15 protein-coding genes are annotated in these 18745 nt (G+C 59.2%); 5 read left to right on the forward strand and 10 right to left on the reverse strand.

The features are described 5' to 3' along the window. Nucleotides 1-10: 10 nt before the first annotated feature. From H8711_RS02330 to H8711_RS02360, 7 genes are all read right to left on the reverse strand, one after another. Nucleotides 11-1330 carry a glutamine synthetase family protein gene (locus H8711_RS02330; RefSeq protein ID WP_249281914.1) on the reverse strand — a complete coding sequence of 440 codons (1320 nt, stop codon included), beginning with the start codon at nt 1328-1330 and terminating at the stop codon, nt 11-13. 92 nt (nt 1331-1422) lie between these two features. Next, nucleotides 1423-2148, reverse strand: a complete 726-nt coding sequence (locus H8711_RS02335) for a GltB/FmdC/FwdC-like GXGXG domain-containing protein (protein WP_249281915.1) — start codon at nt 2146-2148, stop codon at nt 1423-1425. Beyond that, nucleotides 2145-3377: an NAD(P)/FAD-dependent oxidoreductase gene (locus tag H8711_RS02340; RefSeq protein ID WP_249281916.1), complete on the reverse strand. Its 1233-nt coding sequence runs from the start codon at nt 3375-3377 to the stop codon at nt 2145-2147. The genes H8711_RS02335 and H8711_RS02340 overlap by 4 nt, the downstream gene beginning before the upstream one ends. Continuing rightward, entirely contained in the window at nt 3374-3811 is a 438-nt protein-coding gene (locus H8711_RS02345; protein WP_249281917.1) for a 4Fe-4S dicluster domain-containing protein, read from the reverse strand. Before H8711_RS02345 ends, H8711_RS02340 begins: the two co-directional genes overlap by 4 nt. Nucleotides 3812-3823: 12 nt before the next feature. Beyond that, nucleotides 3824-5095, reverse strand: a complete 1272-nt coding sequence (locus H8711_RS02350) for an adenylosuccinate synthase (protein WP_249281918.1) — start codon at nt 5093-5095, stop codon at nt 3824-3826. A gap of 54 nt (nt 5096-5149) precedes the next feature. Next, nucleotides 5150-6655, reverse strand: a complete 1506-nt coding sequence (locus tag H8711_RS02355) for a glutamate synthase-related protein (protein ID WP_249281919.1) — start codon at nt 6653-6655, stop codon at nt 5150-5152. Then, on the reverse strand, nt 6655-7749 hold the full coding sequence (locus H8711_RS02360) for a class II glutamine amidotransferase (RefSeq protein ID WP_249281920.1): 1095 nt from the start codon (nt 7747-7749) through the stop codon (nt 6655-6657). The genes H8711_RS02355 and H8711_RS02360 overlap by 1 nt, the downstream gene beginning before the upstream one ends. 446 nt (nt 7750-8195) lie before the next feature. Here H8711_RS02360 and H8711_RS02365 point away from each other — a divergent pair, with 446 nt between their 5' ends. Together H8711_RS02365 and H8711_RS02370 are read left to right on the forward strand one after the other, a co-directional pair. Further along, nucleotides 8196-10298, forward strand: a complete 2103-nt coding sequence (locus H8711_RS02365; RefSeq protein WP_249281921.1) for a glutamine synthetase III family protein — start codon at nt 8196-8198, stop codon at nt 10296-10298. Nucleotides 10299-10386: 88 nt separating this feature from the next. Beyond that, nucleotides 10387-12093 (forward strand): ammonium transporter, encoded by a 1707-nt coding sequence (locus H8711_RS02370; protein ID WP_249281922.1) that lies wholly within the window; start codon nt 10387-10389, stop codon nt 12091-12093. Nucleotides 12094-12210: 117 nt separating this feature from the next. Here the strand turns inward: H8711_RS02370 and H8711_RS02375 are convergent, their stop codons facing one another. The 3 genes from H8711_RS02375 to H8711_RS02385 are packed head-to-tail and all read right to left on the reverse strand — an operon-like array spanning nt 12211 to nt 15347. Next, nucleotides 12211-14298, reverse strand: coding sequence for a sensor histidine kinase (locus tag H8711_RS02375; RefSeq protein WP_249281923.1), 2088 nt, complete (start codon nt 14296-14298; stop codon nt 12211-12213). A gap of 5 nt (nt 14299-14303) precedes the next feature. Next, nucleotides 14304-15074, reverse strand: coding sequence for a response regulator (locus H8711_RS02380; RefSeq protein WP_249281924.1), 771 nt, complete (start codon nt 15072-15074; stop codon nt 14304-14306). A 21-nt stretch (nt 15075-15095) separates the two neighbouring features. Beyond that, nucleotides 15096-15347: a DUF6514 family protein gene (locus H8711_RS02385; RefSeq protein WP_249281925.1), complete on the reverse strand. Its 252-nt coding sequence runs from the start codon at nt 15345-15347 to the stop codon at nt 15096-15098. A gap of 245 nt (nt 15348-15592) precedes the next feature. On the opposite strand from H8711_RS02385, the gene H8711_RS02390 reads away from it, so the two are divergent. From H8711_RS02390 to H8711_RS02400, 3 genes are all read left to right on the forward strand, one after another. Next, entirely contained in the window at nt 15593-16897 is a 1305-nt protein-coding gene (locus H8711_RS02390) for a putative DNA modification/repair radical SAM protein (RefSeq protein WP_249281926.1), read from the forward strand. Then, entirely contained in the window at nt 16876-17712 is an 837-nt protein-coding gene (locus H8711_RS02395) for a TIGR03915 family putative DNA repair protein (RefSeq protein WP_249281927.1), read from the forward strand. The genes H8711_RS02390 and H8711_RS02395 overlap by 22 nt, the downstream gene beginning before the upstream one ends. Before the next feature lie 66 nt (nt 17713-17778). Then, nucleotides 17779-18603, forward strand: coding sequence for a DUF11 domain-containing protein (locus H8711_RS02400; RefSeq protein ID WP_249281928.1), 825 nt, complete (start codon nt 17779-17781; stop codon nt 18601-18603). The last annotated feature ends 142 nt before the right edge of the window (nt 18604-18745 follow it).

An 18745-nucleotide genomic window follows, 5' to 3' on the forward strand; every position in this document is an offset into this window, starting at 1 on the left:
CCGCTCTGGGTCAGACCTCGGCAAAATAGCGGTCGCGTTCAAATTGCTCACGGTCGCCAGCCGCGCCGCATGCGTCGCACTCCGCGCGCTTGGCGGCAATGTATCGATCCAGCGTGCCCGTCGGGAGCACCCGCCGGACGAACGCGCTTTCCTGTGCGAGGCCGAGCGCCTCCTCCAGGTCTTGCGGCAGCCGCGTATAGGCGGCGAGCTCCTCTGCGCTCATGGAAAAGAGATTGCCGTCCACCGGCGCACACAGCTTTTTGTTCTGTCCGATCCCCTCCAGTCCCGCTTGGATGAGCAGCGCAAACGCCAAATAGGGGTTACAGGACGGATCGGGCGAGCGCAGCTCCATGCGGCTGTACTCCCCTTTTGCCGCCGGAACGCGCACGAGCTGCGACCGGTTCTGATGCGACCAGGTGACATAGCCCGGCGCCTCCATGCGTCCAAACCGCGCGTAGGAATTGGTCAGCGGATTGAGAAACGCGGTGATCTCCGGCACGCGGTCGAGGATGCCCTGCATAAACGCCTCCACCTCTGGGTTGTGGATCGAGCGGTTGTGGTCGAACAGATTGATGCCGTTTTTACACACCGAAAGGTTGACGTGCAGGCCGCTGCCGCTCCAGTCTGCGAACGGCTTGGGCAGGAAGGAGGCGTGCAGGCCGTTGCGCGCCGCGGTGGTGCGCACCACCCATTTGAAGGTGATAAGATTATCCGCCGCAGTGAGCGCGTCGCTGTACTTGAAGTCGATCTCGTTCTGGCCGGGGCCCTGTTCGTGGTGGGAGCTCTCCGGCTGAATGCCCATCTCCTCAAGGGTCAGACAGATTTCGCGGCGCACATTCTCCCCCTTGTCCCGCGGGGAAACGTCGAAGTAACCGCCCCGGTCGTGCGGGATCATGGTGGGTTCACCGGCTTCGTCCCGCTCGAACAGGTAAAACTCGCATTCCGCTCCGACCCGGCATTGCAGCCCCATCCGCGCGGCGTCGGCCACCGCACGGCGCAGCAGGCCACGGGTGTCCCCCTCAAAGAGGGTTCCGTCAGGGCGGCGGATATCGCACAGCATACGCACCACCCGGCTGTGGGCCGGCCGCCAGGGCAGGATGCTCAACGTGGCGGGGTCCGGGAACAGGAAGAGGTCGGATTCATCCACATTCAGAAAGCCGCGCACCGCCGAAGCGTCGAAGGAGATGCCGTTCTCGAACGCGCGGGGCAGTTCGGCCGGCATGATGGAGATGTTCTTTTGAACGCCGAAGATGTCGCAGAAAGCCAGACGAATAAACTTGACGTCGTTTTCCCGGACAAATTGCAGCACCTCGGACACGGTGTAATTCATCGTGGTTCCTCCCGTCGGGTGGTATATTTGGAAAGCGGCGGCGCACCCCGCTGCCGCCCTCCCACCGATTTTCTGTGGTTATTATACATCATTTAATTCTGCGTATAAAGCTGTTTGTAAGGATTTTTGGTATCCGGCGTCAACAGATAAAAGCGGCTGTTCCGGATGGCCTCCAGGTCTTCGGAAAATTCGCTGCAAAACGCCTCGAGGTGGAGCAGGATTTCCTCCAGATCCTCATCGGTGGCGGCCCGCGCGTGCACCTGCGGCGGGAGCCCCGCTGGAGGCTCCTCACAGCGCAGGAACATCCGGCCGCCGTGCATCCCGGTACCGCAGAAATAACCCACCGGTGCCTCCCTGCCGTCGCCCGAAAGCCCCAGCACCACAATCAGGCCGCCGGCCTGGTACTCCCCCAAAAAACTGCCCGCCCGGCCGCCCACCACCAGCACCGGGACTTTGTCCTGATAAGCCTTCATATGGATACCCGCGCGGTATCCGGTATCCCCGTGGACGAGAATCCGGCCGCCGCGCATCGCGTAGCCGGTGGCGTCGCCCGAGCTGCCGTGGATGCGGATTTCCCCCGCGTTCATGGTGTCCCCGGTGGCGTCCTGCGCGTTGCCGTTGACCGTGACGGTGCAGCCGTCCATGTAGGCACCCAGCGCATTGCCCGGCGTGCCGTTGATGACAATCTCCTTGCCGCCCAGCCCGCTGGCGATGTACCGCTGGCCAAGGCAATTGTCGATGATGACGCGCGTGTCCTCGGTTGCGCGCACCGCCTGATTGAGCTTTTGAAAATGCATGTCTCCCGCTTGGATTCTCATGCCGATTCCCCTCCCAACATCTCTTTCCGCCTGGCCCGCGAAAAGGCCATCAGCTGGGGCTTTTCCTTAATGAGCTCAAAGTCCACCGTATCCAACGGGGTCCGATCCTTGATCATCTGGGTGTAGATGCCCGCGCGCGCCACATCCCCGATCAGGATGTAGCCGCACAGGCGGTTATCCTTACAGAACAGGCGCTTGTAGACGCCCGCGCTCTTGGTGATGTAGTCCTCGCCCTCGTAGCTTCCAGCCGTGAGGATATGCAGGCCGAAAAAGCCGATGGCGTTCATCGCGATCGCCTTGTCGTAGTGCGCGCTGCCCCCCGCCATATTGACGCCCGCGCACTCCCCCTGCATGTAGGCGTTGGGCAGCAGCGCCAACACCCGCCGCTCGCCGCTGGTCACCTCCTTGCATTCGGTGCAGTCGCCCGCCGCATAGACATCCGGCAGGCTGGTCTCGCAGCGGTCGTTCACCGCGATGCCGCGGCCGACCTCGCCGCCCGCATTCGCCACCAGCGCGGTGTTGGACCGCACGCCCACCGCGATCACCAACAGGTCGAATGGGATCTTTTTGCCGCTTTTCAGAATCGCCAGGTCGCCCCTGAACTCCTGCACCGAATCGGAGAGGAGAAACTGAATTCCCTTTTTCTCCATGTGGCTTTTGACCATTGCCGCGCCCGCCTGGTCGAGGATGCTCGGCAGGATGCGGTCTGCCATATCCACCACCGTGACGCTCTGCACCCGCTTGTTGATCCCTTCGGCGCACTTGAGGCCGATAAGCCCCGCGCCCAGGATCAGCACCCGGCAATCCTTGGCGATCGACTGCTCCAACCCCTTCGCGTCGTCCAATGATAGAAAGGTGGTCTTTCGGGTAACGCTGTCCAGCCCGGCGATGGGCGGCACAAACGGGGTGGAACCGGTGGCGACCAACAGCTTATCGTAATCCAGGCTCTTCCCGTCGGAAAGGGTCACCGTCTTTTTGTCCGGTTGGATGGAAATAACCGTCTTGCCCGCGATCAGCTTGCAGCGGTTGTCGCTGTAAAAGCTCTCGGGACGGTATTTCATCTTGCGCTCGGTGGTCTTGCCCGCCAGCAGGTAGGAGATGAGCGGACGGGAATAGGTATGGTAGCGCTCCGCTGAAATCACCGTGACCGGCGAATCGGCGTCCTGCCTGCGGATGCCCTCGATACAGCCCACCGCGGCGGCGGAGTTGCCGATGATTATGTACTTCATAGCTCTCCCCTCTCTTCAAATACGATCGCCTTGTTCGGGCATCCCGCCACGCAGGCGGGGGACCCACCGGCATTCTGCACGCACAGCTCGCACTTCTGAATCACCCCGCCCTCGGCCGGCATGATCGCGCCATAGGGGCAGGACAGGATGCAGGTGTAGCATCCCACGCAGCGCTCCCGATCGAAGGTGATCACTCCATCCTCAATTTTGAGGGAGCCGGTGATACAGCTCTTGACGCAGAGCGGCTCCTTGCAGTGGCGGCAGGACACCGCGAAGCTGACATCCCGCCCCTCCTCGATGCGAATGCGGGGGTGGATGGTGATGTCGCGCAGCGCCTTGGCCATATTCTTCGCTCCGGAGTTGGCAAACGCACAGTAGTATTCGCACAGATGGCAGCCGAGGCACCACTTTTCATTGACGTAGATTCGTTTCATCTCTTTTCCGCCTCACAGTACGATATATTGTTCCCGCTCGGGCCCCACAGAAACGTATTTGATTCTGCACTCGACCTGTTCCTCGAGATAACGGATGTAATCGAGCGCAGCCTTCGGCAGATCCTCCGGACGGCGGCAACCGCTGATGTCGCAGTGCCAGCCGGGCATGGTCTCCACCACCGGCTTCGCCGCATCCAGCCTGGCCCCCACCGGGAAGTGCTGGGTGAACGCGCCGCGCACCTCGTAGCCGACGCAGACGGGGATCTCCTCCAGGTAGCTGAGCACATCCATCTTGGTGAGCGCCAGCTCGTCGGCCCCCTGCACCTTCACGCCGTATTTTGACGCTACCACGTCGAAGGGACCCACCCGGCGGGGCCGGCCGGTGGCCGCGCCGTATTCGCCGCCGGCCTCGCGCAGCCGGTCGGCCTCGGGGCCGAACAACTCGCAGGTAAAGGGTCCCTCCCCCACGCAGGTGGAGTACGCCTTCATGATGCCGACGGTCCTGTCGAGCTTACGGTTGGGGATGCCCGCGCCGATCGGGGCGTAGGCCGCGATGGTGGAGGACGCGGAGGTGAACGGGTAGATGCCGAAATCGATGTCGCGCAGCGCGCCGAGCTGCGCCTCGAACATGATCTTTTTTCCCATCTGCTCGGCGTTGTCGAGATAGAGGCCAGCGTCGCAGATGTAGGGGAGCAGCGGCTCGCCGTAGGTGCGCAGCCAGCTCCATATCTCGTCGAAGCTGACCGGGTCGGCGCCGTACGCCCCCTGCACCGTCAGGTTCTTCCACGCAACGATTCCCTTCAGATGTTCCTTGAGGGCCTCCGGCTCCAGCAGGTCGCCCATGCGGATCGCCTTTTTCATATATTTGTCGCTGTAGACCGGCGAGATGCCCCGGCGGGTGGAGCCGAACTTCGCGTCGCCCAGCCGGTCCTCCTCCAGGCAATCGAGCAGCTTGTGGTAGGGCATACACACGACCGCCTTGTCGCTGATCTTGAGGTTCTGCGGACTGATTTTGACCCCCGCCGCGGTGAGGCGGCCGATCTCCCCGCACAGGTGCTCGAGGTCGATTACCATGCCGTTTCCCATCACGTTGACCACCTTCGGGCGGAGGATTCCCGAGGGCAGCAGGTTGAGCACAAACTTGCCCAGGTGGTTGATGACCGTGTGGCCCGCGTTGTTGCCCCCCTGATACCGCGCCACAATGTCGTAGTCGGCCGAGAGCAGATCCACCATGCGCCCCTTGCCCTCGTCGCCCCAGTTGATGCCTACAATCGAGGTTAACATATTGCTCCAGTCCTTTCATTCCCTATCACGGTGATTTTCAGCGGGCCATGCCCGTCACTCACCGGCGTGCTTAATCCCTAGTATTTGCAGTTCCTTCTCGTTTAAGCCGATCCCGCGCAGCATCAGGCGGTTCCCGCGCAGCGCTTCGATCGAGTTGATGCCCATGCCGCCCATCATCTCCTTGATCTCGTGATCCCAAGCGGTGACGAGGTTGACCAGGCGCTTGTAGCCGATATCCGGGTTAAGGCGCTTGACCAGGTCGGGGCGCTGGGTGGCGATGCCCCAGTTGCAGCGGCCCGCCTGGCAGCTCCGGCAGAGGTGGCAGCCGAGCGCCAGCAGCGCCGCAGTGCCGATATACACCGCATCCGCGCCCAGCGCGACCGCCTTGACCACGTCCGCGCTGCTGCGGATGCTGCCGCTGACCACAATGGAAACATTGTCGCGGATGCCCTCCTCGCGCAGCCGCTGGTCCACAGCCGCGAGCGCCAGCTCGATCGGGATGCCCACATTGTCGCGGATGCGGGTGGGCGCCGCGCCGGTGCCTCCGCGGAAGCCGTCGATCACGATGATATCTGCTCCGCTGCGCGCGATACCGCTGGCGATTGCCGCCACGTTGTGCACCGCAGCGATCTTTACGCTGACCGGCTTTTGATATGCGGTGGCCTCCTTGAGGCTGAAAACCAACTGGCGCAGGTCTTCAATTGAATAGATGTCGTGGTGCGGGGCGGGCGAAATCGCGTCGCTCCCCTCCGGAATCATGCGGGTGCGGGATACATCGCCGGTGATCTTCGCGCCCGGCAGGTGCCCGCCGATGCCCGGCTTGGCGCCCTGGCCCATCTTGATCTCGATGGCCGCGCCCGCCTCCAGGTAGCTCTTGTGGACGCCGAACCGGCCGGAGGCCACCTGTACGATGGTGTGCGGCCCGTACTGGTAGAAATCCTGATGCAGGCCGCCCTCGCCGGTGTTGTAGTAGGTGCCGAGCTCGCACGCGGCGCGCGCCAGGCTCTCGTGCGCGTTGTAGCTGATCGACCCGTAGGACATCGCGCCAAACATCACCGGCACCTTCAGGCTCAGATGGGGCGGCAGCTCGGCGGCGATCTTGCCGTCTGCGCCGCGCGTCACATCGGCGGTACGCTTGCCCAGGTAGATCTGCGTCTCCATCGGCTCACGCAGCGGGTCGATGGAGGGGTTGGTCACCTGGGATGCGTTGATGAGAATTTTATCCCAGTAAACGGGAAAATCTTTGGGGTTGCCCATCGAGGAGAGCAGCACCCCGCCGCTGCCCGCCTGGCGGTAGACCTCGGCGATGGTGTCGCCCCTCCAGTTGGCGCTTTCCTTAAAGGTATGGTCGGATTTGACGATCTTCAGCGCGCGCGTAGGGCAGAGCGCCACGCAGCGGTGGCAGCAGACGCATTTGCTCTCGTCGCTGAGCATCACGCCCAATTCCTCGTCGTAGCTGTGCACCTCGTTGGCGCACTGGCGTTCGCACACCCTACAGGCGATGCAGCGCTGCGGGTTGCGGATCACTTCATATTCCGGATACAGGAAATCCACTGCCATTACCGGACACCTCCGTTCAATGTGACGATCACCGGCTCGCCGCCCCTGGGCGACCACAGGCGGTCGAGGTCGGGCTGAATGGCGCGGATAGCGCACTCCTCGCTGGCGATGTAGGTCATGTCTCCCCTTTCGCCCACCACCATCGAGCGCAGCTTCAGCCGGTCGTTGAGCGCCATCAGGCCGCCGTCGAACCCCAACAGGATGGAAAACGGCCCGGTGACCAGCAGGCTGGAAAACATGGTGCGCAGGTAGGTCAGGCGCTCGCGCTCCTCCGCCGGCCTCTGCTCGATCGTGCTCCAGAATGGCGCGGCCATCACGCTGGCCACCTCCTCCAGGGTGAGCTGTTTGCGGCGGTGCAGAAAGTCCACCAGATAGGTGATCACCTCGGTGTCGGTGAGCAGGGTGCATTGGTAGCCGAACATCTCAATGTAGCGCCGGTTGGCATCGTAAGAGGAGATCTCCCCGTTATGTACGATCGAATAGTCGAGCAGCGCAAAGGGGTGCGCGCCGCCCCACCAGCCGGGGGTGTTGGTCGGGTAGCGGCCGTGCGCCGTCCAGCAGTAGCCCTCGTATTCGCTGAGGCGGTAAAACTCGCCCACATCCTCGGGGAAACCCACCGCTTTGAAGACGCCCATATTCTTGCCGCTGGAAAAGACGTAGGCGCCGTCGATCTGCGTATTGACGCGGATGACGCAGCGCACCACGTATTCCCGCTCGTCGAGCTGGGCGTCAGCCAGGCGGGTGGGCAGCGGGGCGACGAAATAGCGCCAGATGAGCGGTTCGTTGGTGATGCTGGGCACCTTCTTGACCGGGATTTTGGAGAGGTTGACCACGTCGAAGTGGCGCTCGAGAAAGCGCTCGCACTCCTCCTTGGCCTTGGTATCGTCGTAAAAGATATGAAATGCGTACAGGTCCTTATATTCGGGGTAGATACCGTAGCCTGCGAAGCCGCCGCCCAAACCGTTGCTGCGGTCGTGCATGGTTGCAATCGACTTGACGATCGCGTCGCCGCACAGGCGCTTGCCGCTACGGGAAAAAATTCCAGATATCGCACAGCCCGATGGAATTCTGACTTGACCTTCCTTTTTTAACATGTGGGCTTCCTCCCTATCCAAAAGCGTTTCGGGGACCACCCCGGGATGTTGTGAGGTCCGTTGCGCGCGTGGCTGCCGCCATGTTTTACACAACAAAAAATAGGCGCTCATAAAAGGATATGCCGCCGTGGGCTTACCCTTCTATGAACGCCTTTGTTCATCATGGTTATTATAGGAAATTTGCAGGAGCATGTCAAGTAACTTGCAAAAATTTTTTCAATTTCTGCAAAAATGGGGTTGATTTCTCGTTTTCATTGTGTAAACTAGAAGAGATTTGCCAACAGCATAAAAAAACTTGCAATTTTTTTACAGAAAGACCTTGACAAATCTTTCACACCGGGCTATAATGCGTAGCGTAGACAGCAAAGGCGCTGTGGGTGGGGAACCACCCGCAGCGTCTTTTTTATTTTCCGGCTGTTGCAGAATTTTTAGAGGAGGGATTTTGAATGAGTGCATCCACTCAGGTACCCGAAATCTTTGGCAGCCTCGTCTTCAACGACCATGTGATGAAGGAACGCCTGCCGAAAGAAACCTATAAGGCGCTCAAGCGCACCATGGAAAAGGGCAAAAGCCTGGACCCCAGCATCGCCAACATCGTCGCCAACGCCATGAAGGACTGGGCGGTGGAAAAGGGGGTTACCCATTTCACCCACTGGTTCCAGCCGATGACCGGAGTGACCGCTGAGAAGCACGACAGTTTCATCTCCCCCACCGAAGGCGGCGGGGTGATCATGGAGTTTTCCGGCAAGGAGCTGGTCCGTGGCGAACCGGATGCGTCGAGTTTCCCTTCCGGCGGCCTGCGCGCCACCTTTGAGGCGAGGGGCTACACTGCTTGGGACCCCACCTCCTACGCGTTCATCAAAGACAACGCGCTCTGCATCCCCACCGTGTTCTACTCCTATTCGGGCGAAGCGCTGGATAAGAAAACCCCGCTGCTGCGCTCGATGGAGGATATCAACCGGCAGGCGCTGCGCATCCTGCGGCTGTTCGGCGACACCGAGACCACCCGTGTCACCACCACGGTCGGTCCCGAACAGGAATACTTCCTGGTGGACAAAAAGCTGTACAGCCAGCGCGAGGACCTGATTCTCACCGGGCGCACGCTGTTCGGCGCAAAGCCGCCCAAGGGCCAGGAGATGGAGGACCACTACTTCGGCTCCATCAAACCGCGCGTCATGGCCTATATGAAGGACCTCGACCAGGAGCTCTGGAAGCTGGGCATCCTCGCCAAGACCGAGCACAACGAGGTCGCGCCCGCACAGCACGAGCTGGCCCCGATCTTCAGCAATACCAACACCGCCACCGACCACAACCAGCTCACGATGGAGATCATGAAAAAGGTGGCTGCCCGCCACGACCTGGTCTGCCTGCTGCATGAGAAGCCGTTCGCGGGGGTCAACGGAAGCGGCAAGCACAACAACTGGTCGATCTCCACGGACACCGGCGCAAACTTGCTGGAGCCCGGCGAATCCCCGCGGGAGAACGCGCAGTTCCTGCTGTTCCTCTCCGCGGTGATCAAGGCGGTCGACGAGTATCAGGACCTGCTGCGCGTCTCTGTAGCCAACGCGGGCAACGACCACCGCCTGGGTGCGAATGAGGCCCCGCCCGCCATCGTCTCGATGTTCCTGGGCGACGAACTGACCGAAGTGCTGGAGTCGATCGCGAACGATGCGCCTTACAGCCCCAAGTGCACCGAGGTTATGAAGCTGGGCGTACATACCCTGCCGCGCTTCCCCAAGGACACCACCGACCGCAACCGCACCTCCCCGTTTGCATTCACTGGCAACAAGTTCGAGTTCCGTATGCTGGGCTCCACCTTCTCGATCTCAGGCCCCAACATCGTGCTCAACACCATCGTGGCCGAGGAGCTGTCGCAGTTCGCAGATGTGCTGGAACAGTCCGCCGACTTCAACGCCGATCTCACCAAACTGGTGAAAACCACCTACCAGGAGCACAAGCGCATCATCTTCAACGGCAACAACTACTCCGACGAGTGGGTGGCCGAAGCGGAGTGCCGCGGCCTGCTCAACCTGAAATCCACGCCGGATGCGCTGCCTTACTTTGTCGCGGACAAAAATGTGGCGCTGTTCACCAAGCACAAGATCTTCACCTCCACCGAGATGCTCTCCCGCTACGAGATCCTGCTGGAAAACTACAGCAAGACGATCGGTATCGAGGCGCTGACCATGTGCGACATGGTGAAAAAACAGATTTTGCCGGCGATTTCAAAATATACCGACAAGCTCTGCCGGTCCGCGCTGGATAAGCGCGCCCTGCTCCCCTCGATTTCCTGCGAGATGGAAGAGACGCTGATTACAAAATTGACCTCCCTCTCCGCGAGCTTATGTAAGAAGGTCAACCAGCTCGACGACGAGCTGCTGAAGGTGAAGGAGCACGAAGGCAGCGCAAAGGAGCTCGCCGATTACTACAAGGATGTCATCTTCGCCTCGATGCAGGAGGTACGCGCGGTGGCGGATGAACTGGAATCGGTCTGTAGCCAGGAGGACTGGCCGTTCCCCACCTACAGCAAGCTGCTGTACGACATTTAAACATAGAAGAGGCACAATGGCGTGCGCACCGTGAGTTTGAGGCGGTGTGCACGCCTTTTTTTGACTCTAATCTTTAGGAGGCGACTTTATGGAAACGGGAATCTATTCTTCGGTAAACACCATATGGGTGTTGGTTGCGGCCGCACTTGTGTTCTTTATGCAGGCGGGCTTTGCGATGGTGGAGGCGGGCTTCACCCGTGCGAAAAACTCCGGTAACATCATCATGAAAAACCTGATGGACTTTGCCCTGGGAACCCCGGTCTACTGGCTGCTCGGGTTCGGCATTATGTTCGGTTCCAGCGGGCTGCTGTTCGGTTCCTTCGACCCCATGGTCCGTGGGGACTACAGCGCGATCCTGCCCAGCGGCGTCCCGCTCTACGCATTTTTGATCTTTCAGACGGTGTTCTGCGCCACGGCCGCGACCATCGTATCCGGCGCGATGGCGGAGCGAACCAAGTTTTCGGCCTATTGTATCTACAGCATCGCCATCAGCGCCCTGATCTACCCGGTATCGGGCCACTGGATCTGGGGCGGCGGCTGGCTGGCCCAAATGGGCTTCCATGACTTCGCGGGCTCCACGGCGGTTCACATGGTGGGCGGCCTGTGCGCCCTGATCGGCGCAAAAATCCTGGGGCCCCGCCTCGGCAAATACGGCCCCGACGGCAAGCCCAATGCGATCCTCGGCCACAACCTGACCATCGGCGCGCTCGGCGTATTCATCCTATGGTTCTGCTGGTTCGGGTTCAACGGCGGCTCCACTGTCTCCGCGACCGGCGACAGCGTCCTGTCCTCGATGGGTGAAATTTTCTGCACCACCAACATGGCGGCTGCGGTGGCGGCGATCACGGTGATGTGCATCACCTGGCTGCGCTACAAAAAGCCGGATGTTTCGATGACCCTCAACGGTGCGCTGGGCGGCCTGGTGGCCATCACAGCGGGCTGCGATATGGTCTCAATCGGCGGCTCTGCAATCATCGGCGTCATCGCCGGTTTCATCATCGTCTTCGGTATCGAATTTGTCGACCAGAAGCTCAAAATCGATGACCCAGTCGGCGCGGTGGGCGTCCACTTCCTGTGCGGCGCAAGCGGCACCATCCTCACCGGCCTGTTCGCCCGCGACGGCGGCGTGTTCTACGGCGGCGGCTTCCGCTTCCTCGGCGTTCAGACGTTGGGCGTCGTCGCGGTCTGCGCCTGGGTGGCCGTCATGATTACCATCGTCTTTCAGGTGATTAAACACACCATCGGCCTGCGCGTCTCGGCGGAGGAGGAGATCGCGGGTCTCGACATCAAGGAGCACGGCCTGGCCTCCAGCTACGCCGACTTCATGCCGATGCCCGCCGCCTACAGCCCCGCTGTGGCTGTCGATCCGGCGACCCCCGCCCCTGTTCCGGTTGAAGCCGCGGTCGATGTGGAGCGCAGGGAGCGCGCCTTTGCCTCCGACACCAAAATGACCAAGATCGATATCCTGATGAAACAGAGCCAATTTGAGTCCCTCAAGGCCGCGATGAACTCGATCGGCGTCACTGGCATCACCGTGACCCAGGTGCTCGGCTGCGGTATGCAGAAAGGACGCAGCGAATACTATCGCGGCGTCCCGGTGGAACTCAACCTGCTGCCCAAGATCAAGGTGGAGATCGTCGTCTGCAAGGTTCCGGTCGATCTGGTCATCCAGACCGCGAAGGGTGTCCTGTACACCGGACACATCGGCGACGGCAAAATTTTCGTTTACGACGTGGAGAACGTCATCAAGGTGCGCACCGGCGAGGAGGGCTACGACGCCTTGCAGGACGACTGACCGTCGCTTTCCGCAGCACCCCAACCTTTTTCTATTTGACTTACCTCTTTGATTTGAAATTCCCTATCTAAACCCAAAACAGGACGGAGTTGATTCTCCGCCCTGTTTTGGGTTTTATCACAGATCGGACAATTCGATCTGTGCGCGTTTGAGGTGATTGTCGCGGCTCAGGTTTTGCTTCAGGGTCGCCACCCCACCGACCGGCTCGCCGCCGTGCAGCGACCGCGACAAGGTGAAGCGGAAGGTCGCGCCCCCATCGGGGTTGTTTTCCGCGCTGATTACGCCGTGGTGCATCTCCACCAGGGCTTTACAGATGGAAAGACCCAGGCCGCCGCCATCGCTGCGGCGCACCAGACCGCCCAGCCTTGTGGTGCAGAATCGCTCAAAAATATAGGGCAGCAGTTCGATGGGGATTCCGCCACCGTTATCCTTCACAGCAACTTCGATCTCCTTCTCGCTTGCGGAGACCAACACCTGGATTTTTCCCCCCTCTGGGGTGTTTTTGATGGCGTTGGAGAGCAAGTTGAGCAGGATGCGGTCGACCATATCGCGGTCGCAATCGATCGACGTGCCCTCCTGTAGCGAGGCGGCAAAGCTGATTGTGATCCCCTTTGTCTCGGCATAGGGCAGCGCGGATGCGACGCTCTCCTGCACCGCGGGGATGATTTCACATCGCTCCAGCCGTAAGGCCAGATGGCTGTTGTCAATCCGGGTGGAGTCCACCAGGTTGGCGGTGAGGCGCAACAGCTTATAAGAATTTTGCTCGATGTAGGAACAAAGTTTTTTGTAGTCTTCGCTCCAGTCGCCCGTTCCGCTCCGTTTGAGCTTCATCGTGAGCAGTTGTAACGAAGAAAGGATGATATTGATGGGGGTCTTGAACTCGTGCGACAGGTTGGCAAAAAACTCTGATTTTAGCTTCTCCATCGCAAAGGATCGCTCCAATTCCAGGTTGCGCGCTTCGATCTGCTTCTGGTTGGTGATATCACGCGCGATCATCACCAATGAATCCTCCCCCCGCATCAGGGTTGCGTTGATCTCCAGGTGGATCACCTGGCCGTCGATGCAGACATAGCGGTGGCAAAAGCCGCGCATGGCCCCACAGGTGCGCACCTGGCGCAGCACATAGTGGGCATATTCCCGATCCAAGGGGTCGATAAATTCAAAAAACGGCCGGCTCAGCAGGATGCGTTTGGGGTAGCCGAGCTTTTTGATGAATGCGGCGTTGATCCTGCAAAATTTGTTTTCCGGACCGATCGTCGCAATAAAGTCGATGCTCTCATCGAAGATGGTATTGAGGTCGTTCTCTGCGCGGGTGCGCTCTTTCAGCTCCTTTTTGACCTGCTCGAACAACATCGCATTCTTGATCTGGGCCGAAAGATAGCGGCAAAGTGTGCGCAAAAACTCACACTGTTCAGGCGTAATCCCTACGTTTTGAGAATGTGCGACCGATAGAGCTGCGATCGTCCGACCGTCGCCCCGAATGGGGAAGCAAATAATCTTTCTGGCCTTGGTGTGCAGAAGGTATTCCCGCACCTGGAGATCGGGGTATTCTTCAATCGGAACCTCCACAATCTTGCCGGTCTGTACGGTTCGGTAAGCGAGAGGGTGTTCGTCTGAGAACGCGGCGGCCTCGTCCTGCTCATCCACTCGGTCGGGAATCACACGGTAAAACCGCCCGTCGCTGTACACAAAGATGCCGAAAATGAGAACATCCATGATGCGACGAACTGTGGACTGCGCATCGATCACAATCTCCTGAAGATCGACTGTGTTGGCGGTGCGCTCTAAATAACGGTTGAGCAGATCAAACTCCAGCCTCCGGTTCCGGAGCTGTTCCTGTTCATTCCAGGCAGCCGTGACATCTCGCACCGAACCTGCCAGCATTTCACCGTCTATCCGTTCCCCTGTCGCCTCCAACCAACGCTCTTGGCCCTCCTGTTTGACGCGATATTGGATGCAAAACCGGTCGATCTGCTCCAACTGCTCGTCAATATCGACAAATTTTTGCCATTCCTCTGCGCCCAACAGCATTTTTATAAATTGTAGACTTAAAGGGGTTCCCGAAGCCACGCCGTGCAGGCGCTGCGCTTCCTTGGACCACCACCCCGTACCGCTCGACAGATCGTATCCCCAGCAGCCGATGTCCTCCCCGAGAAACAGCTTGGAGCTGTGGCATTGTTCGGCTTCTTTGCCAAGATCCTGCAAGACGCTCAACCTCCTGTCATCCTGTGCCGCTCCATTCGCAAATGTTCCGCCAACAGCTTTAAAAATCTGCCGTTTGCCGGCCTTTGGAAAGATTCTCCATGTTCCATTCGCATCAAAGCGCAGTACCTCTCATTTCCATTTTCATGTATTCTCTGGATGGTTTTTCGCAGCGCGCTTTCCACGCATTCTGCCGTGGTATTCTTTTGGCGTGCCACACTGGTGTAAACCACCTTGGTGATGGAACAGGGAGTTTCCTCCCGCAGAATCACCTCCAGGGCGCAGACCAAATATCGATAGCCCAGAAGATGGGTGGGTACGCCCAATTCCATCACCAGGTTGGCAATCTCGCTGTGATAATCGTACATTGTTTCTTGCGAACCAACAGAACAATCGTCCGGCTCAAGCACCAACAGAATTCGTTCCAGCAGATCGTCAAGTTCATAAGGCTTGATCATATAGTAACTCGCACCCAAAACAATGGCATGTGCAATAAACTTTTCTTCGCCAACTGCGGAGGCTACCACAACTGTCGGCAACTTTTTGGGCGGCTCCGCGCGCATCCGTTCAAGCACCGATATTCCGTCCAACTTTGGCATGACCAAATCGAGCAGAACCGCGTCGGGCAACAGGGTATAGATCTTTTGCAGCGCATCTTCCCCATCAAAGGCTGTCCCGCACACCTCGATCTCGTCGGTCATCCTAAAAAAGTTTTCAAGGATATCGCACATTTCCTTGTTGTCATCCACTATCAGCAACTTGCTCTTCCGCCGCGCCATTCTGTCATCCTCCGGTTGTTGTCAATCTTCCTTCGCACACGTCAGATCAGCTACAATGTCCCGCCATGTTGTCATCCGGACAGCGTTTTCATAGAGATACCGCAGGAGAAGTTCCACAAAATCTTTCGATTCAGAGATATGGTCGTCGCTCTCAACGGAAACTTGGCCATCCACTTCTGTCTGGATGAGCTCAATACCGTAACAGTTAAAATCGTCCATACAGGTCTCTGCCAGGCGGTAGTCGATGGTTTGTCTCTCCTTTGTGCTGCTCAATTGAGAAAATGTCCGTGAAAAAAGAGTCTCGGCTGTTCGCATGTAATTTCTCCTCCCTTATATGACAAAATTCGCTGTTTCTATTGTAATTCTTTGTGATTTATTGCACAAGGGAAGAAAAACGACTTTTTTCGAGTTTTGGGCGGGAAAAACCGGCGCTGCCTAGAAAACGCCTTGACAATCCCTCGAACAGATGGTAAAATTCTTTATAGAACATTTGTTCTTTTTCGTGGAGGAAACCTGCTATGGAGCTTTTGGATAAACTGGCCATTCTCGCGGACGCCGCCAAATACGACGCGGCCTGCACCTCCAGCGGCGTAGACCGGGCGGGGCAAAAAGGCGGTATCGGCGGCGCGGTATCAGCCGGGCTTTGCCACAGCTTTGCTGCGGACGGGCGGTGCATCTCCCTGCTCAAGGTGCTGTTCACCAACAGCTGCATCTACGACTGCAAATATTGTGTCAATCGGCGCAGCAACGACACCCGCCGCACAGCCTTCACCCCACGGGAGCTTGCGGAGCTGACCATTCAATTTTACCGGCGCAACTATATCGAAGGGCTGTTCCTCTCCTCCGGCATCGTCAAAAGCCCCGATTACACCTGCGAACAGCTCATCAAAACCCTGACCCTGCTGCGCGAGGAGTACCATTTTTTCGGTTATATCCACGTCAAAGCGATTCCCGGTGCGGATGATTCCCTCATCCAGCGGCTGGGGCTGCTGGCCGACCGCATGAGCGTCAACATCGAGCTGCCCTCTCAGCAGGGCCTGCAGCTTCTGGCCCCCGATAAATCCAAGCTCGCCATCCTGCATCCGATGGGCCTTATTCAGCGGAAGGTGAACGAAAACAGCACCGACCTGGTGCGCTACCGCCACGCGCCCAAGTTTGCCCCCGCCGGGCAAAGCACCCAAATGATCGTGGGCGCCACGCCGGACAGCGATTACCAAATTTTAAACCTCACCCAGAGCCTCTACCGCCGGTTCGGGCTCAAGCGGGTGTTCTTTTCCGCCTACACACCGGTGCAGAGCGACGCGCTGCTGCCTGCTCTGGACACAAAACCGCCCCTGCTGCGGGAGCACCGGCTGTATCAGGCCGACTGGCTGCTGCGGTTCTATGGCTTCGACGCCTCGGAGCTGTTGGACGAGCGCCATCCGAATTTCAACCCGGTGGTCGATCCCAAGTGCAATTGGGCGCTCAACCACATGGAGCAGTTTCCGGTTGAGGTGAACACCGCGGCCTATGAGATGTTACTGCGGGTGCCCGGCATCGGGGTGAAAAGCGCCCAGCGCATCGTCACCGCCCGGCGCAGCGGTTCGCTCGATTTTGCCGGGCTCAAAAAGATCGGCGTAGTGCTCAAGCGCGCCCAATACTTCGTCACCTGCCGGGGCAAGCCCGTGGAGGGGCTCAAGATCACGCCGGACGGCGCCATGCGCGCCCTGATCTCCGAGCGGTCCGCCGCGATGCTGCCCCAGAATCAGGCGGAGCAGCTTTCGCTGTTCGACCCACCGCCGACCAGAGAGGATGTGATAAAATGCCTGACCGGCCAGCTGTGATCTACCGCTACGACGGCAGTTTTGACGGGCTGCTCTGCTGTGTATTTGAAAGCTACGCGCGCAGGGAGACCCCGCTCGACATCCGGCCGGCGGATGACCCGCAAGCGGTGCTCTTCCCCACTCATGAGGTGCCCACCGATGCGGATCATGCGCAGCGGGTGTTTGCATCACTCCAAAAGCGCATCTCGTCCGAGGCGCAGCGGCAGGTACAATACGCTTTTTTGAGTTGCGCAGACGATAAAGCCCTGCTGATCTACCGTTTTATCCGCCTTGGGCTTCGCCACGGCGCTCGGGTGATGTCCATGCTGACAAATGACACCGTCTGCGCGGTCGACAAGGCGGTGCGCGCCCTGCTCAACGAGCGCCATCATCTGCTGGAGTTCCTGCGCTTTTCTGATTTTAAGGGGGTGCTGGTCGCCACCATCGAACCCAAAAATTTCGTGCTTCCGCTGATGCAGGAGCACTTTTGCAGCCGCTTCCCAGAGGAACGGTTTCTCATCTACGACAAAGCGCACGGTATGGCGCTGATCTATCGCCCCTATTCCGCGCAGATTTTTTCGATCGAACAGCTGGAACTGCCCGAGGCGGATGAATATGAACTGGCATACCGACGCCTGTGGAAGCAGTATTACAACAGCATCGCCATCGAAACGCGCTACAATCCCCGGTGCCGCATGGGCCACATGCCCAAGCGATTTTGGGGCCATATGACAGAATTTGAGCAGGAGCAGCGGCGTCTGCCGCATACCGCCGCCGGACAGGTGCTCCCAGCTTCAGAAACGACGGACCTTTCCTCCCCCACCCGCATAAAATAAGACGGGGGATGCAACCTGGCGGCGCGGCCGCTGGTTGCATAACAACAACGGGAGGAATGACTTCTTATGTATGACAATCGATCTGCCGACCTGCCCGAACCGTTTACCAACCGGGCCACCGGCACCGGCACCTATTCCGTCTATCCCGACGACCTCCCCCGCCCGATCAGCGATACCAGCGAGGCGGTGGTGGTGACGCCTGTGCGCGTCCAGGCCGAATTATCCTGCTCGCTGACGCCCAACTATGCCGCGGTGCAGGACACTGTCGCCTGTGTGCTTGAGGTGAGCAACCGTTCCACCCTCTCCATCTGCAACGTCACGTTGAAGATCCCCTCCCTCTCGGAGTATCTTGCGGTGAGCGACCTGCGCGCCAACGGCGTGACCCCGCCCTCCGGGCATGACCTGCACAGCGGGGTGATCATCCCGTTCATCGCCGCGGGTGGCGAGGCCCGGGTCACCTTCCAGGCTACCGTCCTCCCCGGCATCCCCGATCAGGTGGAGATGTGCGCCCACTTGGCCTACACCTGTGTGATCAACGAAAATCCGCTTACCCGCGAGATGCACGCCGAACCGCTCACCTTGCAGGTGGTCAAACCCGGCCTGGAAATCAAAAAGCGGGTCGATAAACATCAGGTCTGGCAGGACGGCGAGGTTGTGACCTATCGGGTGATGGCCTGCAACAACGGCAATCATCCGGTTGAGAACTTGGTAGTCACCGATTCGTTGCCCAAAGGGATGAGCTACCTGCCCTACTCCACCTGTATCGGTTGTGGAGAACCGATCAATGCAAATCCCGCTGATGGCATCGCGGTGGGCGACCTACCGGCGCACTCCTGCCTGTGGGTACAGTATCGCGTCACTGTGGCGATCAAGCCGGAAAAGGAACTCTGAGTGATCCTTCCATAACAAAAACAAAAAGCACCGGAGGCGAGGGACTCCGGTGCTTTTTAATGATTGGCAGAAAAGAAGGGGAAGGGAAGGATTATTTACGTTTGCGGGAGAGGAGGATGCCAGCGGAAGCGATGATGGCCAT

The organism is Ligaoa zhengdingensis (assembly GCF_014384885.1).
GTDB classification, from domain to species: Bacteria; Bacillota; Clostridia; order Oscillospirales; family Ruminococcaceae; genus Ligaoa; species Ligaoa zhengdingensis.